The 24682-nt window shown below is 43.5% G+C and carries 26 protein-coding genes; 23 read left to right on the forward strand and 3 right to left on the reverse strand.

Features of this window, described 5'->3' with window-relative positions; translation table 11 throughout:
* The first annotated feature begins 6 nt into the window (after positions 1-6).
* Genes KZX55_RS06820 through KZX55_RS06835 form a run of 4 tightly spaced genes read left to right on the forward strand, consistent with a single transcriptional unit; the run spans position 7 to position 3396 of the window.
* Entirely contained in the window at positions 7-1110 is a 1104-nt protein-coding gene (locus tag KZX55_RS06820; protein WP_248025924.1) for an NAD(P)/FAD-dependent oxidoreductase, read from the forward strand.
* Positions 1111-1116: 6 nt separating this feature from the next.
* Positions 1117-1431 (forward strand): hypothetical protein, encoded by a 315-nt coding sequence (locus KZX55_RS06825; protein WP_248025926.1) that lies wholly within the window; start codon positions 1117-1119, stop codon positions 1429-1431.
* A complete protein-coding gene (gene galE, locus KZX55_RS06830) occupies positions 1410-2429 on the forward strand; it encodes a UDP-glucose 4-epimerase GalE (RefSeq protein ID WP_084939863.1) in 1020 nt (339 codons plus the stop codon). The genes KZX55_RS06825 and galE overlap by 22 nt, the downstream gene beginning before the upstream one ends.
* Positions 2413-3396 carry a glycosyltransferase family 2 protein gene (locus KZX55_RS06835; protein WP_162279080.1) on the forward strand — a complete coding sequence of 328 codons (984 nt, stop codon included), beginning with the start codon at positions 2413-2415 and terminating at the stop codon, positions 3394-3396. Before galE ends, KZX55_RS06835 begins: the two co-directional genes overlap by 17 nt.
* An 82-nt stretch (positions 3397-3478) precedes the next feature.
* On the opposite strand, the gene KZX55_RS06840 is transcribed toward KZX55_RS06835, so the two are convergent.
* Complete coding sequence (locus tag KZX55_RS06840) at positions 3479-3682, reverse strand: ferredoxin (RefSeq protein WP_162278996.1); 204 nt, start codon at positions 3680-3682, stop codon at positions 3479-3481.
* A 45-nt stretch (positions 3683-3727) separates the two neighbouring features.
* Between KZX55_RS06840 and KZX55_RS06845 the strand changes: the two genes are divergently transcribed.
* The 10 genes from KZX55_RS06845 (at position 3728) to whiA (ending at position 10786) form a co-directional block, all read left to right on the forward strand.
* Entirely contained in the window at positions 3728-4234 is a 507-nt protein-coding gene (locus tag KZX55_RS06845; protein ID WP_001040924.1) for an SAG1386/EF1546 family surface-associated protein, read from the forward strand.
* Between the two features lie 9 nt (positions 4235-4243).
* Complete coding sequence (cmk, locus tag KZX55_RS06850; protein ID WP_248025934.1) at positions 4244-4918, forward strand: (d)CMP kinase; 675 nt, start codon at positions 4244-4246, stop codon at positions 4916-4918.
* Between the two features lie 118 nt (positions 4919-5036).
* On the forward strand, positions 5037-5543 hold the full coding sequence (locus tag KZX55_RS06855) for a dihydrofolate reductase (protein ID WP_248025944.1): 507 nt from the start codon (positions 5037-5039) through the stop codon (positions 5541-5543).
* Positions 5543-5713, forward strand: coding sequence for a hypothetical protein (locus KZX55_RS06860; RefSeq protein WP_084881700.1), 171 nt, complete (start codon positions 5543-5545; stop codon positions 5711-5713). The genes KZX55_RS06855 and KZX55_RS06860 overlap by 1 nt, the downstream gene beginning before the upstream one ends.
* A 31-nt stretch (positions 5714-5744) precedes the next feature.
* Complete coding sequence (gene clpX, locus KZX55_RS06865) at positions 5745-6977, forward strand: ATP-dependent Clp protease ATP-binding subunit ClpX (RefSeq protein ID WP_002874765.1); 1233 nt, start codon at positions 5745-5747, stop codon at positions 6975-6977.
* A gap of 8 nt (positions 6978-6985) precedes the next feature.
* Positions 6986-7573, forward strand: a complete 588-nt coding sequence (gene yihA, locus KZX55_RS06870) for a ribosome biogenesis GTP-binding protein YihA/YsxC (RefSeq protein ID WP_049489756.1) — start codon at positions 6986-6988, stop codon at positions 7571-7573.
* Between the two features lie 9 nt (positions 7574-7582).
* On the forward strand, positions 7583-7963 hold the full coding sequence (locus KZX55_RS06875; RefSeq protein WP_001140420.1) for a RidA family protein: 381 nt from the start codon (positions 7583-7585) through the stop codon (positions 7961-7963).
* 50 nt (positions 7964-8013) lie between these two features.
* Complete coding sequence (rapZ, locus tag KZX55_RS06880; RefSeq protein WP_248025946.1) at positions 8014-8904, forward strand: RNase adapter RapZ; 891 nt, start codon at positions 8014-8016, stop codon at positions 8902-8904.
* Entirely contained in the window at positions 8901-9878 is a 978-nt protein-coding gene (locus KZX55_RS06885) for a YvcK family protein (protein ID WP_248025948.1), read from the forward strand. The genes rapZ and KZX55_RS06885 overlap by 4 nt, the downstream gene beginning before the upstream one ends.
* Positions 9875-10786 carry a DNA-binding protein WhiA gene (gene whiA / locus KZX55_RS06890; protein WP_084853318.1) on the forward strand — a complete coding sequence of 304 codons (912 nt, stop codon included), beginning with the start codon at positions 9875-9877 and terminating at the stop codon, positions 10784-10786. The genes KZX55_RS06885 and whiA overlap by 4 nt, the downstream gene beginning before the upstream one ends.
* A gap of 32 nt (positions 10787-10818) precedes the next feature.
* On the opposite strand, the gene KZX55_RS06895 is transcribed toward whiA, so the two are convergent.
* Positions 10819-11787, reverse strand: coding sequence for an NAD(P)/FAD-dependent oxidoreductase (locus tag KZX55_RS06895; protein WP_248025951.1), 969 nt, complete (start codon positions 11785-11787; stop codon positions 10819-10821).
* Positions 11788-11923: 136 nt separating this feature from the next.
* On the opposite strand from KZX55_RS06895, the gene cdaA reads away from it, so the two are divergent.
* The 8 genes from cdaA to KZX55_RS06935 all read left to right on the forward strand — a co-directional run bounded on the left by cdaA (position 11924) and on the right by KZX55_RS06935 (position 20438).
* Entirely contained in the window at positions 11924-12781 is an 858-nt protein-coding gene (gene cdaA / locus KZX55_RS06900; RefSeq protein ID WP_033584451.1) for a diadenylate cyclase CdaA, read from the forward strand.
* On the forward strand, positions 12768-13550 hold the full coding sequence (locus KZX55_RS06905; protein ID WP_007517009.1) for a CdaR family protein: 783 nt from the start codon (positions 12768-12770) through the stop codon (positions 13548-13550). Before cdaA ends, KZX55_RS06905 begins: the two co-directional genes overlap by 14 nt.
* 28 nt (positions 13551-13578) lie before the next feature.
* Positions 13579-14931: a phosphoglucosamine mutase gene (gene glmM / locus KZX55_RS06910; RefSeq protein WP_248025961.1), complete on the forward strand. Its 1353-nt coding sequence runs from the start codon at positions 13579-13581 to the stop codon at positions 14929-14931.
* Between the two features lie 73 nt (positions 14932-15004).
* Positions 15005-15379 (forward strand): DUF1149 family protein, encoded by a 375-nt coding sequence (locus KZX55_RS06915; protein WP_001050092.1) that lies wholly within the window; start codon positions 15005-15007, stop codon positions 15377-15379.
* 2 nt (positions 15380-15381) lie between these two features.
* On the forward strand, positions 15382-16230 hold the full coding sequence (locus KZX55_RS06920) for a DegV family protein (protein WP_248025963.1): 849 nt from the start codon (positions 15382-15384) through the stop codon (positions 16228-16230).
* A gap of 376 nt (positions 16231-16606) precedes the next feature.
* On the forward strand, positions 16607-17374 hold the full coding sequence (gene dapB / locus KZX55_RS06925) for a 4-hydroxy-tetrahydrodipicolinate reductase (RefSeq protein ID WP_248025968.1): 768 nt from the start codon (positions 16607-16609) through the stop codon (positions 17372-17374).
* The gene (locus tag KZX55_RS06930; protein WP_248025971.1) at positions 17371-18570 is read left to right on the forward strand and encodes a CCA tRNA nucleotidyltransferase; all 1200 of its coding nucleotides are present in this window, start codon (positions 17371-17373) and stop codon (positions 18568-18570) included. The genes dapB and KZX55_RS06930 overlap by 4 nt, the downstream gene beginning before the upstream one ends.
* Positions 18567-20438, forward strand: coding sequence for an ABC-F family ATP-binding cassette domain-containing protein (locus KZX55_RS06935; RefSeq protein ID WP_248025979.1), 1872 nt, complete (start codon positions 18567-18569; stop codon positions 20436-20438). The genes KZX55_RS06930 and KZX55_RS06935 overlap by 4 nt, the downstream gene beginning before the upstream one ends.
* 37 nt (positions 20439-20475) lie before the next feature.
* Here the strand turns inward: KZX55_RS06935 and mntE are convergent, their stop codons facing one another.
* Positions 20476-21663, reverse strand: a complete 1188-nt coding sequence (gene mntE / locus KZX55_RS06940) for a cation diffusion facilitator family transporter (RefSeq protein WP_248025984.1) — start codon at positions 21661-21663, stop codon at positions 20476-20478.
* A gap of 307 nt (positions 21664-21970) precedes the next feature.
* Between mntE and KZX55_RS06945 the strand changes: the two genes are divergently transcribed.
* Positions 21971-24667: a cation-translocating P-type ATPase gene (locus KZX55_RS06945; protein WP_248025985.1), complete on the forward strand. Its 2697-nt coding sequence runs from the start codon at positions 21971-21973 to the stop codon at positions 24665-24667.
* The last annotated feature ends 15 nt before the right edge of the window (positions 24668-24682 follow it).

The following is a 24682-nucleotide window of genomic DNA, read 5'->3' on the forward strand; positions in this document are numbered from 1 at the left end:
AAGATAATGAAAAAAGTTGCCATTATTGGAGCAGGGATTGTGGGGGCAACAGCTGCCTACTACCTCTCGAAAGAAAGCGACCTAGAGATAACTGTTTTTGACCATGGTCAGGGTCAGGCAACCAAGGCAGCAGCAGGAATTATCAGTCCTTGGTTTTCAAAACGCCGTAATAAAGCTTGGTACAAGATGGCACGCTTGGGGGCTGACTTTTATGTGGATTTGTTGGCTGATTTAGAAAAGTCAGGACAGGAAATCGACTTTTACCAGCGTTCGGGAGTTTTTCTCTTGAAAAAGGATGAATCCAAGTTAGAAGAACTCTATGAACTAGCACTCCAGCGTAGGGAAGAATCTCCCTTGATAGGTCAATTAGCCATTCTAGACCAAGCGTCTGCAAATGAATTATTCCCTGGCTTGCAGGGATTCGACCGCTTGCTCTATGCTTCTGGTGGAGCGAGAGTAGATGGCCAACTCTTGGTGACTCGTCTGCTAGAAGCCAGTCAAGTCAAACTGGTCAAAGAAAAAGTGAGTCTGACACCTTTATCATCAGGCTACCAGATTGGCGAAGAGGTGTTTGATCAGGTTATGCTAGCGACGGGAGCTTGGTTGGGGGACATTTTGGAACCTTTAGGATATGAGGTAGATGTTCGTCCCCAAAAGGGGCAACTCCGAGATTATCAGCTTGCCCAAGACATGGAATCATACCCTGTTGTCATGCCAGAAGGGGAATGGGATTTGATCCCTTTTGCAGGTGGGAAATTGTCCTTGGGCGCTACTCATGAAAATGATATGGGATTTGATTTGACGGTAGATGACACCTTGCTCCAACAAATGGAGGAGGCAGCCTTACCTCACTATCCAGCCTTGGCAGAAGCGAAATCATCGGGTGAGCGAGTAGGAATCCGTGCCTACACCAGTGATTTCTCACCTTTCTTTGGGCAGGTGCCAGGATTGGTAGGTGTCTATGCGGCTAGTGGTCTAGGTTCATCAGGTCTCACAACGGGGCCTATCATCGGTTACCATCTAGCCCAGCTGGTCCAAGACAAGGAATTGACCTTGGACCCAGTAAACTACCCAATTGCAAACTATGTCAAACGAGTAAAAAGCGAATAGTACTCAATGAAAATCAAAGAGCAAACTAGGAAGCTAGCCGCAGGCTGCTCAAAGCACGGCTTTGAGGCTATGGACAGAACTGATGAAGTCAGCTCAAAACACTGTTTTGTGGTTGTGGATCGAACTGACGAAGTCAGTAACCATACCCACGGTAAGGCGAAGCTGACATTGTTTGAAGAGATTTTCGAAGAGTATAAGCATTTTACTAAAATTTTAGTCTCCCCTCTAGGATGGCAAATGACATTCCCTACCAAAAATGGTAAAATAAGAAAAAATAATTCGAGAATCGAGGAAAAAAGATGCAAGAAAAGATTTTGGTAACTGGTGGTGCCGGTTTTATCGGAACCCACACTGTTATTGAATTGATCCAAGCAGGTCATCAAGTGGTTGTAGTGGATAACCTTGTCAATAGCAACCGTAAAAGTTTAGAAGTTGTTGAAAAAATCACAGGAGTTGAAATTCCTTTCTATGAGGCAGATATCCGTGATACTGATACTCTCAGAGATATTTTCAAGCAAGAAGAGCCAACAGGTGTGATTCACTTTGCTGGTTTGAAGGCTGTAGGTGAATCAACACGTATCCCTCTTGCCTACTATGACAACAATATCGCTGGAACTCTTAGTCTTTTAAAAGTTATGGAAGAAGCAAACTGTAAGAATATCATCTTCAGCTCTTCTGCGACAGTTTACGGAGATCCTCACACAGTTCCAATCTTAGAAGATTTCCCACTTTCAGTGACCAACCCTTACGGTCGTACCAAACTCATGCTAGAAGAAATCTTGACCGATATATACAAAGCAGACTCAGAATGGAATGTGGTCTTGCTTCGTTACTTTAACCCAATCGGAGCACATGAGAGCGGAGATTTAGGAGAAAATCCTAATGGAATTCCAAACAATCTCTTACCATATGTGACTCAGGTAGCTGTTGGAAAATTAGAGCAAGTACAAGTCTTCGGAGACGATTACGATACGGAAGATGGAACTGGTGTTCGTGACTATATCCACGTCGTAGATCTAGCCAAAGGTCACGTTGCAGCTCTTCAAAAAATCCAAAAGGGGTCTGGCCTTAACATTTATAACCTTGGAACAGGCAAAGGCTACTCTGTTCTTGAAATTATTCAAAATATGGAAAAAGCAGTGGGACGTCCTATTCCTTACCGCATCGTAGAACGCCGCCCAGGTGATATCGCTGCCTGCTATTCAGATCCTGCAAAAGCCAAAGCAGAGCTCGGATGGGAAGCAGAATTTGATATCACGAAAATGTGTGAAGACGCATGGCGTTGGCAAAGTAAGCATCCAAATGGATTTGAAGACTAAGATAATGATTTCGATCATTGTCCCCTGTTTAAATGAAGAGGAAGTACTTCCTCTTTTTTATCAGTCTGTTGAAGATTTGCTTCCTGACCTGGGAGCAGAGGTCGAGTATGTCTTTATAGACGATGGCTCAAGCGATGGGACCTTAGATCTTTTGAAGGCTTATCGGGAGCAAAATCCTGCGGTGCATTATGTCTCATTTTCACGAAATTTTGGGAAGGAGGCAGCTCTGTACGCAGGTTTACAGTATGCGACTGGGGACCTGGTGGTTGTGATGGATGCAGACCTCCAGGACCCTCCCGGTATGCTACTTGAGATGAAAGCCTTACTAGACCAAAATGCAGACTTGGACTGTGTTGGGACACGGAGAACTAGTCGGGAGGGAGAACCCCTCTTTCGCAGTTTCTGTGCTGATCTTTTTTATCGCCTCATGCAAAAAATCAGCCCAGTAGCTCTCCCCTCAGGCGTCCGTGATTTCCGGATGATGAGAAGGTCTGTGGTAGATGCTATTTTAACCCTGACCGAGTCCAATCGGTTCTCTAAGGGACTCTTTGCCTGGGTGGGCTTTAAAACGCACTATCTTGATTATCCAAACGTTGAACGACAGGCTGGCAAGACCAGTTGGAGTTTTGGACAGCTCTTTGTCTACTCGATTGAAGGGATTCTCAATTTTTCAGATTTCCCCTTGAGTATAGCCTTTGTAGCGGGACTCCTATCTTGTTTTATTTCTTTTATGATGACTGTTTTTGTAGTATTTCGGACTCTTATTTTGGGAAATCCAACATCTGGCTGGACCTCTCTGATGGCCGTCATTCTCTTTCTTGGGGGGATTCAACTTCTGACCATTGGGATTCTGGGCAAGTATATCAGTAAGATTTACCTGGAAACCAAAAAAAGACCACTCTACCTCATCAAAGAAAAAAGTGATCTTTCTATTTTTGAAGGAAAAAATAACCGGAAAAGACTATAATTTTACCTAGAAATATGCTAAACTAGTAGGTGAAGGGATTAAAGTGATAAAGAGAATCTACAAAATCAATCTCCCTTTTAAACTATGATGGATCTTTTAGAAGTGCACGTGTAGGACAATTTTTGATGGCCTCCAGAACATCGCTGTTCTCAGCGATTTCTCTTTGCAATTCAACTGGATCATCGCAAAATCGAACGATTCCATTATCATGGTAATCAAAGAGTTCAGAATAGGTTTGGCAAAGCCCGCAGGCGATGCACCGTTCAGGTATAAGTGTGAGTTTCATATTTATATTGTAATAAGAAAGTTTAAAAAATACAAGGAGTAAGGTATGGCAAAGGAACCATGGCAAGAAGATATCTATGAAAATAGTGAGGAAGAATCAAGATCAGAGCGTCGTCGCCGTAAACAAAAAGGAAAAGGCGCTGTTGCCAATCGTGTCTTAACAGTTCTAGCTAGCCTCTTCTTTGTGATCGTTGTAGCGATGGTGGTTGTATTGATTTACTTATCAACCGGAGGAAGCAATCGTACTTCATCTTTGAAGGACTTCTATGATACATCGTCTCCTTCTACAAGTTCAAGTTCTAAAGTAGAAGCATCGTCATCTTCAAGTAGCAAGGTAGAGGAAACATCTTCTTCTGAAACAACTCCTTCAGAGAGCAGTTCAGAAGAGCACACAGAAGGAGAAGGAACACTCACTGTGCATCCTGGAGAGGGTGAGGCAGCTCTTGCTCAACGTGCAGGGATTTCCATTGCTCAATTAGAAGCCCTAAATCCTTCTCACATGTCATCTGGATCTTGGTTTGCCAACCCAGGTGATGTGATTAAGACAAGATAGGAGTCGGGAATGAAGACAATTCAAATTGCTATTGATGGTCCAGCTTCCAGTGGTAAGAGTACGGTTGCAAAGATTGTCGCTAAAGATTTTGGTTACACTTATCTCGATACGGGCGCTATGTACCGTGCTGCGACTTATATAGCGCTTAAGCACCAGTTGGATGCAGGAAATGTAGACCAACTTCTTGAGCTTCTTAACCAACACCCCATTAGTTTTGGACGTTCAGAAACAGGTGATCAACTTGTTTTTGTAGGGGATGTGGATATCACTCATCCTATCCGTGAAAATGAAGTGACCAACAAGGTTTCAAGCATTGCTGCCATTCCTGAGGTGCGTGAGAAACTGGTTTCTCTTCAGCAAGAAATTGTCCAGCAAGGTGGTATCGTCATGGATGGCCGTGATATCGGGACAGTTGTTTTACCACGAGCTGAACTCAAGATTTTCTTAGTGGCTTCTGTTGAAGAAAGAGCAGAGCGTCGTTACAAGGAAAATATTGCTAAAGGGATTGAGACTGACTTGGAAACGCTGAAAGAAGAAATTGCGGCACGTGACTACAAAGATAGTCATCGTGAAACCTCGCCTCTCAAGCAGGCTGAGGATGCAGTTTACCTTGACACAACAGGACTAAGTATCCAAGAAGTGGTTGAAAAAATCGAATCAGAAGCAAAAAAATATATGTCCTAGGTACGAGAGGAGCAGGCTAAATGAAGCCTGCTCCTTTTCTCTCTTTTGCGCGCGTTTCAAAACAGCCTTTTTGGGAGAATTTTGATAAAATAGTAGTATCAATAAAAAGGACGGAAGCATGACAAAGAAAATCATAGCCATTTGGGCCCAAGATGAAAAAGGTGTGATTGGGAAGGAAGATTGTCTCCCTTGGCATTTGCCAGCAGAGTTGCAACATTTTAAGGAAACAACTTTAAATCATGCTATACTGATGGGGCGAGTGACCTTTGATGGCATGGGACGTCGTCTGCTTCCAAAACGGCAAACCCTTATTTTAACGCGCAGTAGCGAAGAAGTCATAGATGGGGCGCTCGTATTTCAAGATGTGGAGTCTGTTTTAGCGTGGTATCAGAGTCAGGAAAAAAATCTCTATATCATTGGCGGAAAGCAGATTTTTCAGGCTTTTGAGCCTTATTTAGATGAAATCATCGTGACACAGATTCATGCTCAGGTGGAGGGAGATACCTATTTTCCTGAGGAGTTTGACTTGTCTCGTTTTGAGACAGTCGCAAGCAAATCTTACACCCGAGATGAGAAAAACGACTATGATTTTACCATCGAATACCGAGATAGAAAGGAAGTCTAATGGAGCGCAGTATATTTGGATTTTTCACAGCTTTTTTGTGTGTGATCTGTATTTTGACTGGAGCACAGGCTTTTCGTAAGAAGCGCTATGGACTGTCTGCCTTACTCTGGTTGAATGCTTTTACCAATCTGGTAAACAGTATTCATGCTTTTTATATGACCTTATTTTAGATAGAATGATAAATTAGAATGGAAGGAAATCATGCCTACAAATAGGAAAAATGATATGATGGTTTATTGCTCATTTTGTGGCAAAAGCCAAGAAGAAGTAAAGAAAATAATCGCTGGGAACAACGCTTTTATCTGTAATGAATGTGTGGAGTTGGCCCAGGAAATCATTCGGGAGGAGTTGGCCGAGGAAGTTTTGGCAGACTTGTCTGAAGTGCCAAAACCAATCGAGCTCCTCAATATCTTGAACCACTATGTGATTGGTCAGGATCGTGCCAAACGTGCCTTGGCAGTGGCTGTATACAATCACTATAAACGCATCAATTTTCACGATACGCGTGAAGAGTCAGAAGATGTGGATTTGCAGAAGTCAAACATCTTGATGATTGGCCCAACTGGTTCAGGGAAAACTTTCTTGGCTCAGACCTTGGCTAAGAGCTTGAACGTGCCTTTCGCTATTGCAGATGCAACAGCTCTGACTGAGGCTGGATATGTGGGTGAGGATGTGGAAAATATCCTCCTCAAACTCTTGCAGGCTGCTGACTTTAACATCGAACGTGCAGAACGTGGGATTATCTACGTAGATGAAATTGACAAGATTGCCAAGAAGAGCGAGAATGTGTCGATCACACGTGACGTTTCGGGTGAAGGTGTGCAACAAGCCCTTCTCAAGATTATCGAGGGAACTGTCGCTAGCGTACCGCCTCAAGGAGGACGCAAACATCCACAACAAGAGATGATTCAGGTGGATACTAAAAATATCCTCTTTATCGTGGGTGGTGCTTTTGATGGCATCGAAGAAATCGTTAAACAACGTCTGGGAGAAAAAGTCATCGGTTTTGGCCAAAATAACAAGGCAATTGACGAAAACAGCTCCTACATGCAAGAAATCATCGCTGAAGATATTCAAAAATTTGGGATTATCCCTGAGTTGATTGGACGCTTGCCTGTCTTTGCAGCTCTTGAGCAATTGACAGTAGATGACTTGGTTCGCATCCTGAAAGAACCAAGAAATGCCTTGGTCAAACAATACCAAACCTTGCTTTCTTATGATGATGTTGAGTTGGAATTTGACGATGAAGCCCTTCAGGAAATCGCCAATAAGGCTATCGAACGCAAAACTGGTGCGCGTGGTCTTCGCTCAATCATTGAAGAAACCATGCTAGATGTTATGTTTGAAGTACCGAGTCAGGAAAATGTGAAATTGGTTCGCATCACAAAAGAAGCTGTCGATGGAACGGAAAAACCCATCCTAGAAACAGCCTAGAGGTGACTATGGAAATCAATACACACAATGCTGAAATCCTGCTCAGTGCGGCAAACAAGTCCCACTATCCGCAGGATGAACTGCCAGAGATTGCCCTTGCAGGGCGTTCAAATGTCGGCAAGTCTAGCTTTATCAACACCATGCTGAACCGCAAGAATCTGGCTCGTACATCTGGGAAACCTGGTAAAACCCAGTTGCTCAACTTCTTTAATATTGATGACAAGATGCGTTTTGTGGATGTACCAGGTTATGGCTATGCCCGCGTTTCCAAAAAAGAGCGTGAAAAGTGGGGGCGCATGATTGAGGAGTACCTGACGACTAGGGAAAATCTCCGAGCCGTGGTCAGTCTGGTGGATTTTCGTCATGACCCGTCAGCAGATGATGTGCAGATGTACGAATTTCTCAAGTATTATGAGATTCCGGTTATCATCGTTGCGACTAAGGCAGATAAGATTCCTCGCGGTAAGTGGAATAAGCACGAATCAGCAATCAAAAAGAAATTAAACTTTGACCCAAGTGACGACTTCATCCTCTTTTCATCTGTCAGCAAGGCAGGGATGGATCAGGCTTGGGATGCAATATTAGAAAAATTGTGAGGGAAAGAAATGGCAAAAACAATTCATACAGACAAAGCTCCAAAAGCAATCGGACCATATGTTCAAGGAAAAATCGTTGGCAATCTTTTGTTTGCTAGCGGTCAAGTTCCCCTATCTCCTGAAACTGGAGAAATTGTAGGAGAAACGATTCAAGAACAGACCGAACAAGTCTTGAAAAATATCGGTGCTATTTTGGCTGAAGCAGGAACAGACTTTGACCATGTTGTTAAAACAACTTGCTTCTTGAGCGATATGAATGACTTTGTTCCTTTTAACGAGGTTTACCAGACTGCCTTTAAAGAGGAATTTCCAGCTCGTTCAGCTGTGGAAGTTGCACGTCTTCCTCGTGATGTAAAAGTCGAAATTGAAGTGATCGCAGAGATTGGATAAGCTAGTTGAAGTTTGGCTCTGCCGAACTTTTTTTATATAAGGAGAGATAGATGACAAAGAAACAACTTCACCTGGTGATTGTGACAGGGATGAGTGGCGCAGGGAAAACGGTAGCCATTCAGTCCTTCGAGGATTTGGGATATTTCACTATTGACAATATGCCACCAGCCCTCTTGCCAAAGTTTTTGCAGTTGGTAGAGACCAAGGATGATGACCATAAGTTAGCCCTAGTAGTCGATATGCGGAGCCGTTCCTTCTTTTCAGAGATTCAGGCCGTTTTGGATGAATTGGAAAACCAAGACGATTTGGACTTCAAAATCCTCTTTTTAGACGCAGCAGATAAGGAATTGGTGGCCCGCTATAAGGAAACTAGAAGAAGTCACCCTCTAGCTGCTGATGGTCGGATTTTAGATGGCATCAAGCTGGAACGCGAACTCTTGGCACCTTTGAAAAACATGAGTCAAAATGTGGTGGATACGACCGAACTCACTCCGCGTGAACTGCGTAAAACCATTGCAGAGCAATTTTCAGACCAAGAACAAGCCCAGTCTTTCCGTATCGAAGTCATGTCTTTTGGATTCAAGTATGGTATCCCGATCGATGCAGACTTGGTCTTTGATGTCCGTTTCTTGCCAAATCCATACTACCTCCCTGAACTTCGCAATCAGACAGGCGAGGATCAAGCAGTTTATGACTATGTGATGAATCATGAAGAGTCTGAAAATTTTTATCAGCACTTACTCGCCTTGATTGAGCCCATTTTGCCAAGTTACAAAAAAGAAGGCAAGTCCGTTCTAACCATTGCAGTAGGATGTACAGGTGGACAACACCGTAGTGTTGCCTTTGCAAAACGAATCGCTCAGGACCTTGCTAAAAACTGGCCTGTCAATGAAAGCCATCGTGACAAAGACCGAAGAAAGGAAACGGTAAACCGTTCATGAGAAAACCAAAGATAACAGTGATTGGTGGAGGAACTGGTATCCCCGTCATTTTGAAAAGCTTGCGAGAAAAGGATGTTGATATCGCAGCCATTGTAACGGTAGCTGATGATGGTGGATCTTCTGGTGAACTAAGAAAGAATATCCAACAGCTGACACCACCAGGTGATCTTCGCAATGTTCTGGTAGCCATGTCGGATATGCCTAAATTTTATGAGAAAGTTTTTCAGTACCGCTTCTCGGAAGAGGCTGGAGCTTTTGCGGGTCATCCTCTAGGAAATATCATTATAGCAGGGCTCTCTGAAATGCAAGGGTCCACTTACAATGCCATGCAGCTGCTAAGTCTCTTTTTCCACACAACAGGAAAAATTTACCCATCGAGCGATCAGCCTCTGACACTGCATGCAGTCTTTAACGACGGTTCTGAGGTGGCAGGTGAGAGCCACATTGCAGATCATCCAGGCATGATCGACCATGTCTATGTGACCAATACCTTGGATGATGAAACACCGCAAGCCAGCCGTCGAGTAGTCAATACCATTCTCGAGAGTGACATGATTGTCTTGGGGCCTGGTTCCCTCTTTACATCGATTTTGCCCAATATTGTCATTGAGGAGATTGGGCAGGCTCTCTTGGAGACCAAGGCTGAGATCGCCTATGTCTGCAATATCATGACCCAGCGTGGGGAAACAGAGCACTTTTCAGACAGTGACCACGTGGAAGTCCTTCATCGACACTTAGGTCGGCCTTTTATTGATACGGTCTTGGTTAATATCGAAAAGGTTCCTAGAGAATACATGGATACCAACCGTTTTGATGAGTATTTGGTTCAGGTAGAGCATGACTTTGCTGGTCTTTGCAAACAGGTTCCTCGTGTGATTTCATCCAACTTCCTTCGTTTGGAAAATGGAGGAGCCTTCCATGATGGCGATTTGATTGTGGATGAGTTGATGCGGATTATACAGGTGCGAAAATGAGTTTCACAGTTGCAGTAAAAGAGGAAATTCTTGGTCAACACCATCTCAGTCGTTATGAACTATCGGCCATTATCAAGATGTCTGGCAGTATTGGTCTCTCGACTTCTGGCCTGACCTTGTCTGTTGTGACTGAAAATGCCAAGTTGGCTCGGCATCTCTATGAGTCCTTTCTCCATTTTTATGAGATTAAGTCTGAGATTCGACACCATCAGAGAAGCAATCTTCGCAAGAATCGTGTCTATACGGTCTATACAGATGAGAGGGTGCAGGAGCTTTTAGCTGATTTGCGACTTGCGGATTCCTTCTTTGGTTTGGAGACGGGTATTGATCCCGATATTTTAGCTGATGAGGAAGCTGGACGTGCCTACTTATGTGGGGCATTTCTTTCAAATGGTAGCATCCGAGATCCTGAGTCTGGCAAGTACCAGTTGGAGATTAGTTCCGTTTATCTAGACCATGCCCAAGGATTGGCCTCTCTCCTTCAGCAGTTTTTGCTGGACGCCAAGGTTATTGAGCGCAAGAAAGGTGCAGTTACCTATCTCCAACGGGCAGAAGACATCATGGATTTCTTGATCGTGATTGGGGCCATGCAGGCGCGTGATAATTTTGAGCGCGTCAAGATTTTGCGTGAAACCCGTAACGATCTCAATCGGGCTAATAATGCCGAGACAGCTAATATCGCTCGAACGGTTTCTGCTAGTATGAGGACCATTAATAATATCAGTAAAATCAAAGATAGAATGGGTTTGGAAAATTTACCCGTGGATTTGCAAGAGGTAGCGCAGTTGCGGATTCAGCATCCAGACTACTCTATCCAGCAGTTGGCAGATAGCTTGAGCAATCCCCTAACCAAAAGTGGTGTCAACCACAGACTCAGAAAAATCAATAAAATAGCAGATGAATTATAAAACCACGAATCAGTTGATTCGTGGTTCTTTTCTTATAAACTGGTTGAGTGTTTTGGTTGCACTTTTTGGTCAGGGTCGATGTAGTTGATGGCATTGTTAACAGCTGTTGGAGCTTCCCCCAGTCCTGTCGCAATCAAATCAATTTTTCCTTCATAGTAACAGCAGTCGCCGATAGCATAGATACCTGCTTGGCTAGATTCTTGCTTGCTGTTGACGATAATCTTGTGACGGTTGAGGTCCAGACCCCAGTTTTTAAGGTTACCGACAGAAGACTTGAAGCCGTAATTGACAAAGAGGTGGTCTAGGTCGATCGTTTCGGTTTCATCTGATTTGACTTTGGTGATTTCTAGTTTATCGAGTGTTTTTCCATCTCCGAGAAGTTGGCTAGGAACGAACGGTGTCTTGATGGTTACAGACGATTCTTGTAGAGCTTGCACACTGTGTTCTAAGGCGCGAAAGTTATCTCGACGGTGAACGAGAGTAGTTGGGGCAATCTTTTCAAAAGCCAGAGCCCAGTCCACTGCTGAGTCCCCGCCACCAAGGATGGTCACTTTCTTGCCAGCGTATTGTTGGATGTTGGAAACGTGGTAGTGGATATTTTCATAGTTTTCAACGCCATCTAATTCGAGCGGACGTGGTTTGAAGGCGCCACCACCCATGGCAATGATAACTGTTTTAGTCAGGTGACTTCCCTTGTTGGTTGTAATGGTAAATCCTTGATCTTGTTTATTAATTTCAAGAACGGTTTCATTGAGATGAATAGGGGTATCAAAGCCGTTTAGCTGTTCAATCAAGCGATTGGTCAGCTCTTCCCCAGTTAAGTTTGGAAAACCTGGCACGTCAAGGATTTGCTTTTCAGGGTAGAGGATGGCTGGTTGACCACCGAGCTGGGGAAGGGAGTCGATGATTTGAACATTGGCTTGGCGTAGGTGGGCGTAAAAGGCAGCAAAGAGCCCGACAGGACCGCCACCTACAATGGTAATATCATAGAGTTGAGACATGATTTCTCCTTTGTTTTTTCTAATCAGTTTATTTTATCATATTTTTGCTTAATTTAAAATGAGGTAGGATAGGGAAAAAATGGGCAAAAAATGGTATAATGATGAGTAAAGTGTTTTGACAGGGAGGAGGCCAAGGATGAATTTTCAACAATTATCCAATTTACAATACTGGACGAGTTTGTTTTCAAGTCCTTGGAGTATAGTCACCAATCTGATTGATATTCTCATTGTGACTTATATTTTATATCATTTTACTAAAGCTATTGCAGGCACCAAGATTATGATATTGGTCCGTGGAGTCTTAGTTTTTATTCTAGCCCAGATTCTTTCCAATATGATTGGTTTAACGACTATTTCCTGGTTGATCAATCAGATCATCACCTACGGGGTGATTGCAGCGGTGGTTATCTTTTCACCAGAGATTCGGACTGGTTTGGAGCGATTGGGCCGGGCTACTGATTTCTTCTCCAATGCCCCTATTAGTGCGGAAGAGCAGATGGTTCGTGCATTTGTGAAATCAGTTGAATACATGAGTCCTCGTAAGATTGGGGCGCTTGTAGTGGTTCAGAGAGTGAGAACCTTGCAGGAATACATCTCGACAGGGATCCCTTTAGATGCTAAAATTTCGGCTGAATTGCTTATCAATATTTTCATTCCCAATACTCCCTTGCATGATGGTGCTGTCATTATCAAGGAAGACCGAATTGCTGTAACTTCAGCCTATCTACCCTTGACTGAAGATACCGGGATTTCCAAGGAGTTTGGGACACGTCACAGGGCGGCAATTGGTTTATCGGAAGTATCAGATGCTCTTACCTTTGTGGTTTCAGAGGAAACAGGCGGAATCTCAATCACCTATAATGGAGTCTTTAAGCATGATTTGACCTTGGAAGAGTTTGAATCGGAACTAAGAAGAATCTTGCTTCCAACATCAGAGAAAAAACAAGGTCTGAAAGAGCGTTTGCTAGGAGGATTGAAACATGAGAAAAAATAGTCTTTATATTATTTCTTCCTTCTTTTTCGCCTGCATTCTCTTTATCTATGCAACATTGACAAACTATCAGAATAGCAACAGTGCCAGACAGGTGCGAACGGAGACTTATACGAACACAGTTCTTAATGTCCCAATTGATATTCAGTATGACAGTGATCAGTATTTTATCAGTGGTTTTACATCTGAGGTGACGGTCTTTCTAACAGGGTCAAATAGAGTTGCTTTGGCGAGTGAGATGCAGGAAAGCACCCGCAAATTTAAGGTGACAGCTGATCTTTCTGATGCCAGTGTAGGAACCATCGAAGTTCCTCTAACCATTGAAAATCTTCCGAGCGGTTTGACGGCTGTTGCGACACCGCAAAAGATAACAGTGAAGGTCGGTAAAAAAGCAAAACGGGACAATGTCATTGTTGTGCCGGAGATTGACCCTAGTCAGATTGATTCTCGCGTGAAAATCGATACAGTTACTGTATCAGATGAAAAAGTAACGGTTATTAGTGACGAGGAGACTCTCTCTAGAGTAGATCGTGTCATTGCCATCTTGCCGACGAGTGAACGGATAACGGGTAACTACTCGGCCTCTGTTCCACTACAAGCAGTTGATAAAAATGGAAATGTCTTGCCAAGCGTCATTATGCCGTTTGACACAACTATGAAAATTACAACAAAAACAGCAACGTCTAGTTCAAGTAACTCGTCAACAAGTTCTTCAGAAGGCAGTTCGTCTTCAACGAGTTCAGAAACAAAATCAGATTCGTCTAAACAATAATAAATAATAGAAAAGGATGATAAATAAAATGGGTAAATATTTTGGGACCGATGGAGTCCGTGGAGAAGCAAACGTAGAACTGACGCCAGAATTGGCCTTTAAATTGGGACGTTTTGGTGGATATGTTCTTAGCCAACACGAAACAGAAGCCCCTAAAGTCTTTGTGGGACGTGATACACGTATCTCAGGAGAAATGTTAGAATCAGCCTTGGTGGCAGGTCTTCTCTCTGTAGGAATTCACGTCTACAAACTTGGTGTCCTTGCAACACCAGCAGTAGCTTACTTGGTAAAAACTGAGGGAGCCAGTGCAGGTGTCATGATTTCCGCTAGCCACAACCCAGCCCTTGATAATGGGATTAAGTTCTTTGGTGGGGATGGTTTCAAACTTGATGATGAAAAAGAAGCAGAAATTGAAGCCTTGCTAGATGCTACAGAAGACACCCTTCCTCGTCCAAGTGCCGAAGGCTTGGGAACCTTGGTGGACTATCCAGAAGGTTTGCGTAAGTACGAGGGCTACCTTGTTTCAACTGGAACTCCTCTTGAAGGAATGAAAGTGGTCTTGGACACAGCAAACGGTGCAGCGTCTACAAGTGCTCGCCAGATTTTCGCTGATCTGGGTGCTCAGTTGACTGTTATCGGGGAAACACCAGATGGTCTTAATATCAACTTGAATGTTGGTTCAACTCACCCAGAAGCTCTCCAAGAACTAGTCAAAGAAAGCCAGTCAGCTATTGGTTTGGCCTTTGACGGAGACAGTGACCGCTTGATTGCTGTTGATGAAAATGGCGACATCGTTGATGGTGATAAGATTATGTATATTATCGGGAAATACCTTTCTGAAAAAGGCCAGTTGGCTCAAAACACCATCGTAACAACCGTTATGTCTAACCTTGGTTTCCATAAGGCCTTGGACAGCGCAGGCATTAACAAGGCAGTCACTGCGGTTGGTGACCGCTATGTCGTCGAAGAAATGAGAAAATCAGGCTATAACCTTGGTGGTGAACAGTCTGGTCACGTTATCTTGATGGATTACAATACGACAGGTGATGGACAGTTGACTGCCGTTCAACTAACAAAAGTTATACGGGAAACCGGTAAAACCTTGTCTCAACTAGCATCAGAAGTGACGATTTACCCACAAAAACTGGTCAATATCCGAGTGGAAAATGCCATGAAAGAAAAAGCTATGGAAGTACCAGCCATCAAGGCAATCATCGAAAAGATGGAAGGAGAAATGGCAGGAAACGGCCGTATCCTTGTTCGCCCAAGTGGTACCGAACCTCTCTTGCGCGTTATGGCAGAGGCACCTACAACAGAAGAAGTCAATTACTATGTAGATACGATTGCTGCTGTTGTTAAAGATGAAATCGGTATTGACTAAAGCCTAGAAAACTAGATGAAATGATAAAAATGTGGTACAATTGCATAGTGAATTGTAGCAATGGGAGAGAGAAATGAATCTTAAACGAGAACAAGAATTTGTTAGCCAGTATCACTTTGATGCTCGTAACTTTGAATGGGAAAATGAAAATGGAGCTCCTGAAACCAAGGTAGACGTGAACTTTCAGTTGCTCCAACATGACCAAGAAAATCAAGTGACTTCTTTAGTCGTTATCTTGAGCTTTATGATTGTCTTTGACAAATTTGTCATCAGCGGAACCATTTCCCAAGTCAACCATGTGGAAGGCCGTATTGTCAACGAACCAAGCGAATTTAACCAAGAAGAAGTTGAAACCTTGGCACGTCCATGCTTGAACATGCTCAACCGTTTGACGTATGAAGTAACAGAAATCGCCTTGGATCTTCCAGGGATCAATTTGGAGTTTTAGTCATGAAATTAGCTGTCATTACAGATTCTTCAGCCTATTTAGAGGAGAAGACGCTGCAAAGAGAGAATCTTTTTATCCTGGATATTCCTGTCAATATTAATGGAGAGGAGTATGTTGAAGGTGTCAATCTGACTGCTGAGGAATTTTATCAAAAAATGGCTCAGTCTGCAGAATTGCCTAAAACTAGTCAACCAAGTATTGCTAAACTGGATGAGATTCTAAGTTCCTTGAAAGATGAGGGCTATACCCATGTCTTAGGACTCTTTCTTTCGTCTGGAATTTCAGGCTTTTATCAGAACATCCAATACATGTTGGATGAGTATGATGGCTTGACCATTGCCTTTCCAGATACCCATATCACAAGTTCCCCTCTAGGATTTATGGTAGAGAGTGCCTTTGAATGGTCAGAACAAGGCGATGATTTTGCTCAGATTCAGGAGAAGTTGGGGATTCAAATTGCTGATAATTCAGCCTTTATCATAGTAGATGATCTCGACCACTTGGTTAAGGGAGGACGTTTGTCAAATGGGGCAGCCGTCTTAGGGAATCTCCTCAGTATCAAGCCTATTCTTTATTTCAATGACCAAGGTGTGATTGAAGTTTACGAAAAAGTTCGTACAGAAAAGAAAGCAATTAAACGTTTGGTGGAAATCATCAAGGAGTTGACAAAAGATGGGAACTACCGTATAACAGTCATCCATGGCAATGCTCCTCAAAAGGCAGCGGATTTACGTCAGCTTTTGATGGATAGTGGTGTGACTGCTGAAATTCCAATTGAAACCTTTGGGAGTGTCATTGGGACCCACCTTGGAGAAGGTAGCATCGCCTTGAGCTATACACCAATCGTCTAAATTGTTCTTACAGGCTTTGTATCTTAGCAATTGAACACGGCCTACCTGCCTCTTGAAAAAAGATGTCTGTCTTGCCTTTCATGGAAAGTCAGCGCCATTCCCTATTTTTCATGGGCAGCTAACGTCCTTTGTATCTTGATAATTGAACACGCCTGGAACCCTGTGTGAAAAAGATGGTTCTTCCAAGGAGTAGACACTCCTTGATCAGAACTCCTATTTTCACTTTGTGTTCTTACAGGCTTTGTATCTTAGAAATTGAACACGGCCTACCTGCCTCTTGAAAAAAGATGCCTGTCTTGCCTTTCATGGAAAGTCGGCGCCATTCCCTATTTTTCATGGGCAGCTAACGTCCTTTGTATCTTAGTCAGGAGTAGAGATGAGTATTCGAGTAATTATTGCCGGTTTTAAGGGAAAGATGGGCCAAGCTGCTTGTCAGATGGTCTTGGCTGATCCAGACTTGGACTTGGTCGCAGTTTTGGATCCTTTTGAGTCTGAGTCAGAGTGGCAGGGGATTCCTGTCTTCAATGATAAGGCTGACTTGGCTGGTGTTGAAGCGGATGTTTGGGTAGATTTTACTACACCAGCCGTTGCCTACGAAAATACACGCTTTGCTCTTGAAAATGGCTTTGCTCCTGTCGTAGGAACAACAGGATTCACTAGTGAAGAAATTGCAGAACTAAAAGCATTTTCCCGTGAACAAGATTTGGGTGGCTTGATTGCTCCTAACTTTGCCTTGGGCGCGGTCTTACTTATGCAATTTGCGACGCAGGCTGCCAAATATTTCCCAAATGTGGAGATTATCGAGCTCCATCATGACAAGAAAAAAGATGCTCCGAGTGGAACAGCCATTAAAACAGCTGAGTTGATGGCAGAAGTTCGAGAGTCTATCCAACAAGGTGCGCCTGATGAGGAAGAATTGATTGCTGGTGCCCGTGGTGCTGATTTTGATGGCATGCGGATCCACTCAGTTCGTTTGCCAGGCTTAATAGCTCATCAAGAAGTCATCTTTGGCAATCAGGGAGAAGGATTGACCCTTCGTCATGACTCCTATGATCGTAGCTCCTTCATGACAGGGGTCAATTTGGGAATCAAAGAAGTTGTCAAGCGTCATGAGCTTGTCTATGGATTAGAACACTTATTATGAGATTAACGCAAATGCCTTCTGAATTTCAGAAGGCTTTACCAGTATTAGAAAAAATTAAAGAAGCAGGCTTTGAAGCCTATTTTGTTGGAGGCTCTGTTCGAGATGCCCTCCTCAATCGTCCCATCCACGATGTGGATATCGCGACATCATCCTATCCAGAGGAGACAAAGCAGATTTTTCCGCGAACAGCTGATATCGGAATCGAGCACGGAACTGTCTTAGTTTTAGATGGGGACGAGGAGTATGAGGTAACCACCTTTCGGACCGAAGATGTCTATGTGGACTATCGCAGACCCAGCGCGGTTTCCTTTGTGCGTTCGCTAGAAGAAGACCTCAAGCGCCGTGATTTCACAGTTAATGCCTTTGCCTTGGACGAGACAGGCGAAATTATTGATTTGTTCCATGGTTTAGAAGATTTGAAAAACCAAGTCTTGCGAGCAGTGGGTGTTGCTAGTGAGCGTTTCAACGAAGATGCTTTGCGTATTATGCGTGGTTTTCGTTTTCAGGCCAGTCTCGGTTTTAAACTTGAGTCAGAAACTTTTGAAGCGATGAAGACTTTGACGCCACTTTTGGAGAAAATTTCTGTGGAGCGCACCTTCGTTGAGTTTGATAAACTCTTGCTGGCACCTTTTTGGCGAGTTGGTCTGTCTTCCATGATTGAGAGTCGAGCTTATGACTATCTTCCAGATATGGCAGGGAGCCAGGACAAGCTCAACAAACTGTTTGATTTGGAGACTGAGTTCACTTTTGAATCTTCCGAACAAGCCTGGGCAGCTCTATTGTGGGCTTTGGAGATTAAAGATGCACAGCCATTTTTGAAACATTGGAAGACCTCACGCCAGTTTGCCAAGCAGGTTCAGGATTTGCTGACCATTTTGGCTTTGCGAGAAGAAGGAGAGCTGAGCAAGCGTGATTGTTATCGCTTTGACTTGGATTTACTTTTACAGGCTGAAAATCTTCGTCAGGCCCAAGGAAAAGAAGTCAATCCACAAGCCATCACAGAAACTTACCAGAGTTTGACCATTCATGACAAGAAAGAAATTCAGATTAACGGTGGAATTTTGATTAAGGAATATGGTTACCAGCCAGGACCAGACTTGGGAGAGATTTTAACAGAGATTGAGTTTGCCATTGTCGATGGAGAATTGGAAAATGATCGTCAAGCAATCCATGCTTACCTGAGGGAGAAAAAATGAGTGATTTTATCGTTGAAAAACTAAGCAAATCCGTTGGTGACAAGACCGTTTTTAAGGATATTTCTTTTATCATCCATGACTTGGACAGAATCGGTCTGATAGGTGTCAATGGGACTGGTAAGACCACCCTTTTAGACGTCCTTTCTGGTGTTTCTGGCTTTGATGGGGATGTCAGTCCTTTTTCAGCTAAGAATGACTACAAGATTGGCTACTTGACTCAGAATCCAGATTTTGATGATAGCAAGACGGTCTTGGATACTGTTCTATCCAGCGACCTCAAGGAAATCCAGCTCATTCGTGAGTATGAGTTGATCATGCTCAACTACAGTGAGGACAAGCAGGCTCGTTTGGAACGGGTCATGGCAGAGATGGATTCTCTCCAAGCCTGGGAAATTGAAAGCCAGGTCAAGACGGTCCTCAGCAAGCTAGGTATTCAGAACTTGTCCACTCCAGTTGGGGAATTGTCAGGTGGTCTAAGAAGACGGGTTCAGTTGGCGCAAGTTCTCCTAGGCAACCACGACCTCTTGCTTCTGGACGAGCCGACCAACCACCTGGACATTGCGACCATTGAGTGGCTGACTCTTTTTTTGAAAAATTCCAAGAAGACTGTTCTCTTTATCACTCACGATCGTTATTTCCTAGATGCACTATCAACGCGAATTTTCGAGTTGGACCGCGCAGGCTTGACCGAGTATCAGGGAAATTACCAGGACTATGTTCGCCTAAAAGCGGAACAAGATGAGCGTGACGCAGCTCTTCTCCACAAAAAAGAACAACTTTATAAGCAAGAACTGGCCTGGATGCGCAGACAACCACAGGCACGTGCGACCAAGCAACAAGCTCGTATCAATCGTTTCCACGACTTGAAAAAAGAAGTTTCAGGTGGCGTTGCTGAAACAGACTTAACCATGAACTTTGAAACCAGTCGGATTGGAAAAAAAGTCATCGAGTTTCAGAATGTTTCCTTCGCCTATGAGAACAAGCCCATTTTGCAAGATTTTAATCTATTGGTGCAAGCCAAAGACCGTATCGGAATCGTTGGGGACAACGGTGTCGGGAAGTCAACTCTGCTTAATCTCATCGCAGGAAGTCTTGAGCCGACTAAAGGTCAAGTTATCATCGGTGAGACGGTTCGCATTGCCTATTTCTCTCAACAAATCGAAGGTTTAGATGAAAGCAAGCGCGTTATCAATTACCTGCAGGAAGTGGCAGAGGAGGTCAAGACCAGTGGTGGTTCTACGACTTCCATCGCTGAGTTGCTGGAGCAGTTCCTCTTCCCACGTTCAACCCATGGAACCTTGATTGAGAAATTATCTGGGGGAGAGAAAAAACGCCTTTATCTTCTCAAATTGCTCTTGGAAAAACCAAATGTTCTTCTCTTGGACGAGCCGACAAATGACCTAGACATTGCAACTTTGACAGTTTTGGAGAATTTCTTGCAGGGCTTTGCGGGTCCTGTCTTGACAGTTAGCCACGACCGTTATTTCCTGGATAAGTTAGCGACCAAGATTCTCGCTTTTGAGGATGGCAAGATTCGTCCTTTCTTTGGTCATTACACCGACTATCTTGATGAAAAAGTCTTTGAAACAGAGATGTCCAATCAAGTGCAAAAGGCAGAAAAGGAAAAAGTAGTCAAGGTCCGTGAAGACAAGAAACGCATGACCTACAAAGAAAAGCAGGAGTGGGCAAGCATTGAAGGCGATATTGAAGCCTTGGAAAATCGTATCGCTGCTATTGAAGAAGAGATGCAGGCAAATGGCTCTGACTTTGGCAAACTGGCGACGCTTCAAAAAGAGCTAGACGAGAAAAACGAAGAACTTCTTGAAAAATACGAACGCTATGAATACCTAAGTGATTTTGATAGTTAGGTGAATAGAAAACTCCTGTCATTACGACAGGAGTTTTCTATTCTTCTTTTTTAGTCTCTTGATGAAAGATATTTTGCCAAGTCTCATGGCGACGCCAGATACTGGTATGGACGATTCCGTCCATCTCATAGCAAATAAGTTTGGTTTTCTGACTAATGGAGGTAATCTGAATGTCCTTAATCGCAGCTTTAAGTTCTTTTTCAGCCTTATAAGCCTCTTTATCCATCTGTTCTCCATCTTGACGGATATAGATAAAGTCATCAGCCAGGAGTTCTTCCAGTTGATTTCCCTGATCAATCAATTGCTCGCGCATGAGCAGTTTTTTATAGACATTGTCTAAAATCTCGTCTTCAGGTATGGGAGCTGGCTCGATATGGACATCGGTATCAAAGACTCCAAAACGTTCTTCCAGCATGGATTCGACCTGGTCCGCAATTTCGTGACTCTCATAGACTGATAGGTCAGGATTCATCTCCAGGGTGATATCAAGATAGATATTGCTACCGTAGGTACGCCCTCTTTGGGACTTGACCTTACTAATCTTTGGAATTTCCATTATGGCCTTTTGGTAGTCTTCTAGTAGCTGGTCATCAAAACCATCTGAAAGACTGAAGGACGATTCGATAAAGATATCATAGGCTGTCTTTAAGATAAAGAAAGTGATGACGATAGCGACCAGTTTATCCACGATTGGATAATTGAAACTGCTGGCTAGGATGGCAATGGAAGTACCAAGTGAGGTGACTGCATCGGAAAGATTATCTTTAGCTGCTGCCTTTAGAGCTTTGGATTTGGATTTCTTACTGAGGCGTGTGTTATAGAGATAAACGACAAACATGACCGCTGCAGAAATGATTCCTAGAAATGCTCCCAAAGGATCAATAATCGTTTGTTCCCGACTGAGGATTTTCTGAATGGTATCCCGAAGCACATCAAAGCCAACGTAGAACATGATGATGGAAGTGATCAAACTAGCTAAATCTTCAATCTTCCAGTGTCCAAAGCGGTGATCACGGTCTGCAGGCTGGCGAGCCATCCGAATGCCGATCAAGAGAGCAACATTTCCGATAATATCGGATACGTTGTTGAAACCATCCGCTACTAAACTGGATGAATGAAGTAGATGACCAGTTGCTAATTTAGCTGCTGATAAGAGTAAGTAGGTCGAGATACTGACAATAGCACCACGCTCAGCTAACTTGAGATTTGAGATTGATTGCTTCATCAAACTTCCTTTTCAGTATAAGTAATATTCTTTCATTATACTGGTTTTTGCGGGAAAATTCAAATTTAGTCCTCCTTCATCGAATTTTAATGATTGAAAACTTTTCAAAATTTGGTATAATAGTACTACTCAAGGGAGTAGCTGGCAGAAACCTGTGATAGTGTCGTCATTCCGAATTGTGTACTGCAAAGTATACCTTCCGGCCCTATCTTAAACAGCGAGACTTGTTATGATTAACAAGTCTCTTTTTGTTTGTCATAAAACAAAAAGAGAACTTGTTTTGCACACAATGTCAAGGAGGAGACGCATGTCAAAAGAACAAAAACGCCAAGCGTTTTATACTCAAAGTCCTGAAGAGGTCTTGAAGTCAGTTGAAGCAACTGAGCAAGGCCTTTCGTCAAGCGAAGTGCAAAAACGCCTAGCTGAATATGGACGCAATGAACTGGAAGAGGGTGAGAAAAAATCTCTCTTGGTTAAATTCATTGAACAGTTTAAGGATTTGATGATTATCATCCTAATTGCTGCAGCTATCTTATCAGTCATAACTTCTGGTGGGGAAGATATCGCAGATGCCATCATTATCCTAGCCGTGGTTATCATCAACGCTGCCTTTGGTGTTTACCAAGAAGGAAAAGCAGAAGAAGCTATCAAGGCCCTCAAGTCTATGTCCAGTCCAGCTGCTCGCGTTATTCGTGATGGGCACATGGCAGAGATTGATTCCAAAGAATTGGTACCAGGTGATATCGTTGCTCTTGAAGCAGGTGACGTCGTACCAGCAGACCTACGTTTGCTAGAAGCCAACTCTCTTAAAATCGAAGAAGCAGCTCTAACAGGTGAGTCTGTTCCAGTTGAAAAAGACTTGACAGTCGAGCTTGCTGCAGATGCTGGTATTGGTGACCGTGTCAATATGGCCTTCCAAAACTCAAACGTGACTTATGGTCGTGGTCTTGGTGTTGTTGTCAATACAGGTATGTATACTGAAGTGGGTCATATCGCTGGCATGCTCCAAGATGCTGATGAGACGGATACACCTCTTAAACAAAACTTGAACAACCTTTCTAAGGTCTTAACCTATGCAATTTTGGTTATTGCCCTTGTTACTTTTGTAGTTGGAGTCTTCATCCAAGGCAAAGATCCACTTGGTGAGTTGATGACCTCTGTTGCGCTTGCTGTTGCAGCCATCCCAGAAGGACTTCCTGCTATCGTGACCATCGTTCTTGCCCTTGGTACTCAAGTTTTGGCAAAACGAAACTCTATCGTTCGTAAGTTGCCAGCAGTTGAAACGCTTGGTTCGACTGAGATCATCGCTTCTGATAAGACTGGTACACTTACTATGAACAAGATGACAGTCGAAAAAGTCTTCTACGATGCAGTCCTACATGATTCTGCTGATGACATTGAACTTGGCTTGGACATGCCACTACTTCGTTCAGTTGTCTTGGCTAATGATACCAAGATTGATGCTGAGGGAAACCTGATTGGTGATCCAACCGAAACAGCCTTCATCCAGTATGCCTTGGACAAGGGCTATGATGTTAAAGAGTTCTTAGAGAAATATCCTCGTGTAGCTGAATTGCCGTTTGACTCAGATCGTAAACTCATGTCAACGGTTCATCCATTGCCAGATGGTAAATTCCTCGTAGCAGTCAAAGGGGCTCCAGATCAACTTTTGAAACGTTGTGTTGCTCGTGACAAGGCTGGAGATATTGCTCCGATTGATGAGAAAGTCACTGAATTAATCCATACAAACAACTCTGACATGGCTCACCAAGCTTTGCGTGTCCTTGCAGGTGCTTATAAGATTATTGACAGCATTCCAGAAAACCTGACTTCTGGAGAACTTGAAAATAACTTGATCTTCACTGGTTTGATTGGAATGATTGACCCTGAGCGTCCAGAGGCTGAGGAAGCAGTTCGTGTCGCTAAGGAAGCAGGAATCCGTCCAATCATGATCACTGGTGACCACCAAGACACAGCGGAAGCCATTGCCAAACGTCTGGGAATCATTGATGAAAAAGATACGGCAGACCATGTTCTGACAGGTGCGGAATTGAACGAACTTTCAGATGAAGAATTTGAAAAAGTAGTTGGTCAATACTCTGTTTACGCGCGTGTATCTCCAGAACACAAGGTTCGTATCGTGAAAGCTTGGCAAAATCAAGGTAAGGTCGTTGCCATGACAGGTGATGGTGTTAATGATGCGCCAGCTCTGAAAACAGCTGATATCGGTATTGGTATGGGAATCACTGGTACAGAGGTTTCTAAGGGAGCTTCTGATATGATTCTTGCGGATGATAACTTTGCGACCATTATCGTCGCAGTTGAAGAAGGACGTAAGGTCTTCTCAAACATTCAAAAGACTATTCAGTACCTTCTTTCTGCCAATACGGCTGAAGTATTAACCATCTTCCTGTCAACCTTGTTTGGTTGGGATGTCCTACAGCCAGTTCATCTCTTGTGGATTAACCTGGTAACGGATACCTTCCCAGCTATCGCTCTTGGCGTTGAGCCAGCTGAGCCAGGTGTTATGACCCACAAACCACGTGGACGCAAGTCAAGCTTCTTCTCAGGTGGGGTCATGAGTTCCATTATCTATCAAGGTCTCCTTCAAGGCGCCCTTGTTCTGTCCGTTTATGGTCTTGCCCTTCTTTACCCAGTTCATGTGGGTGACAATCAAGCTATCCACGCTGATGCTCTTACTATGGCCTTTGCAACACTTGGTTTGATCCAGCTCTTCCATGCCTACAATGTTAAGTCTGTTTACCAATCTATCTTGACAGTCGGACCATTTAAGTCTAAGACCTTCAACTGGTCTATCTTGGTATCCTTCATTCTTCTTATGGCAACAATCGTCGTAGAACCACTTGAAGGTATCTTCCACGTAACCAAACTAGACTTGTCACAATGGGCCATTGTTCTGGCTGGAAGCTTCTCAATGATACTTATCGTAGAAATCGTTAAGTTTGTTCAACGTAAACTTGGTCTTGATAAGAACGCGATTTAAAAAGAAAGTCATCTT

Source organism: Streptococcus halitosis (genome assembly GCF_023147855.1).
Taxonomy (GTDB): domain Bacteria; phylum Bacillota; class Bacilli; order Lactobacillales; family Streptococcaceae; genus Streptococcus; species Streptococcus halitosis_B.

What these genes read in the sequence shown, in the direction of transcription:
- KZX55_RS06820 (WP_248025924.1), top strand. Translation starts at nt 7, where the DNA reads ATGAAAAAAGTTGCCATTATTGGAGCAGGGATTGTGGGGGCAACAGCT.
- KZX55_RS06825 (WP_248025926.1), top strand. Translation starts at nt 1,117, where the DNA reads ATGAAAATCAAAGAGCAAACTAGGAAGCTAGCCGCAGGCTGCTCAAAG.
- galE (WP_084939863.1), top strand. Translation starts at nt 1,410, where the DNA reads ATGCAAGAAAAGATTTTGGTAACTGGTGGTGCCGGTTTTATCGGAACC.
- KZX55_RS06835 (WP_162279080.1), top strand. Translation starts at nt 2,413, where the DNA reads ATGGATTTGAAGACTAAGATAATGATTTCGATCATTGTCCCCTGTTTA.
- KZX55_RS06840 (WP_162278996.1), bottom strand. Translation starts at nt 3,682, where the DNA reads ATGAAACTCACACTTATACCTGAACGGTGCATCGCCTGCGGGCTTTGC.
- KZX55_RS06845 (WP_001040924.1), top strand. Translation starts at nt 3,728, where the DNA reads ATGGCAAAGGAACCATGGCAAGAAGATATCTATGAAAATAGTGAGGAA.
- cmk (WP_248025934.1), top strand. Translation starts at nt 4,244, where the DNA reads ATGAAGACAATTCAAATTGCTATTGATGGTCCAGCTTCCAGTGGTAAG.
- KZX55_RS06855 (WP_248025944.1), top strand. Translation starts at nt 5,037, where the DNA reads ATGACAAAGAAAATCATAGCCATTTGGGCCCAAGATGAAAAAGGTGTG.
- KZX55_RS06860 (WP_084881700.1), top strand. Translation starts at nt 5,543, where the DNA reads ATGGAGCGCAGTATATTTGGATTTTTCACAGCTTTTTTGTGTGTGATC.
- clpX (WP_002874765.1), top strand. Translation starts at nt 5,745, where the DNA reads ATGCCTACAAATAGGAAAAATGATATGATGGTTTATTGCTCATTTTGT.
- yihA (WP_049489756.1), top strand. Translation starts at nt 6,986, where the DNA reads ATGGAAATCAATACACACAATGCTGAAATCCTGCTCAGTGCGGCAAAC.
- KZX55_RS06875 (WP_001140420.1), top strand. Translation starts at nt 7,583, where the DNA reads ATGGCAAAAACAATTCATACAGACAAAGCTCCAAAAGCAATCGGACCA.
- rapZ (WP_248025946.1), top strand. Translation starts at nt 8,014, where the DNA reads ATGACAAAGAAACAACTTCACCTGGTGATTGTGACAGGGATGAGTGGC.
- KZX55_RS06885 (WP_248025948.1), top strand. Translation starts at nt 8,901, where the DNA reads ATGAGAAAACCAAAGATAACAGTGATTGGTGGAGGAACTGGTATCCCC.
- whiA (WP_084853318.1), top strand. Translation starts at nt 9,875, where the DNA reads ATGAGTTTCACAGTTGCAGTAAAAGAGGAAATTCTTGGTCAACACCAT.
- KZX55_RS06895 (WP_248025951.1), bottom strand. Translation starts at nt 11,787, where the DNA reads ATGTCTCAACTCTATGATATTACCATTGTAGGTGGCGGTCCTGTCGGG.
- cdaA (WP_033584451.1), top strand. Translation starts at nt 11,924, where the DNA reads ATGAATTTTCAACAATTATCCAATTTACAATACTGGACGAGTTTGTTT.
- KZX55_RS06905 (WP_007517009.1), top strand. Translation starts at nt 12,768, where the DNA reads ATGAGAAAAAATAGTCTTTATATTATTTCTTCCTTCTTTTTCGCCTGC.
- glmM (WP_248025961.1), top strand. Translation starts at nt 13,579, where the DNA reads ATGGGTAAATATTTTGGGACCGATGGAGTCCGTGGAGAAGCAAACGTA.
- KZX55_RS06915 (WP_001050092.1), top strand. Translation starts at nt 15,005, where the DNA reads ATGAATCTTAAACGAGAACAAGAATTTGTTAGCCAGTATCACTTTGAT.
- KZX55_RS06920 (WP_248025963.1), top strand. Translation starts at nt 15,382, where the DNA reads ATGAAATTAGCTGTCATTACAGATTCTTCAGCCTATTTAGAGGAGAAG.
- dapB (WP_248025968.1), top strand. Translation starts at nt 16,607, where the DNA reads ATGAGTATTCGAGTAATTATTGCCGGTTTTAAGGGAAAGATGGGCCAA.
- KZX55_RS06930 (WP_248025971.1), top strand. Translation starts at nt 17,371, where the DNA reads ATGAGATTAACGCAAATGCCTTCTGAATTTCAGAAGGCTTTACCAGTA.
- KZX55_RS06935 (WP_248025979.1), top strand. Translation starts at nt 18,567, where the DNA reads ATGAGTGATTTTATCGTTGAAAAACTAAGCAAATCCGTTGGTGACAAG.
- mntE (WP_248025984.1), bottom strand. Translation starts at nt 21,663, where the DNA reads ATGAAGCAATCAATCTCAAATCTCAAGTTAGCTGAGCGTGGTGCTATT.
- KZX55_RS06945 (WP_248025985.1), top strand. Translation starts at nt 21,971, where the DNA reads ATGTCAAAAGAACAAAAACGCCAAGCGTTTTATACTCAAAGTCCTGAA.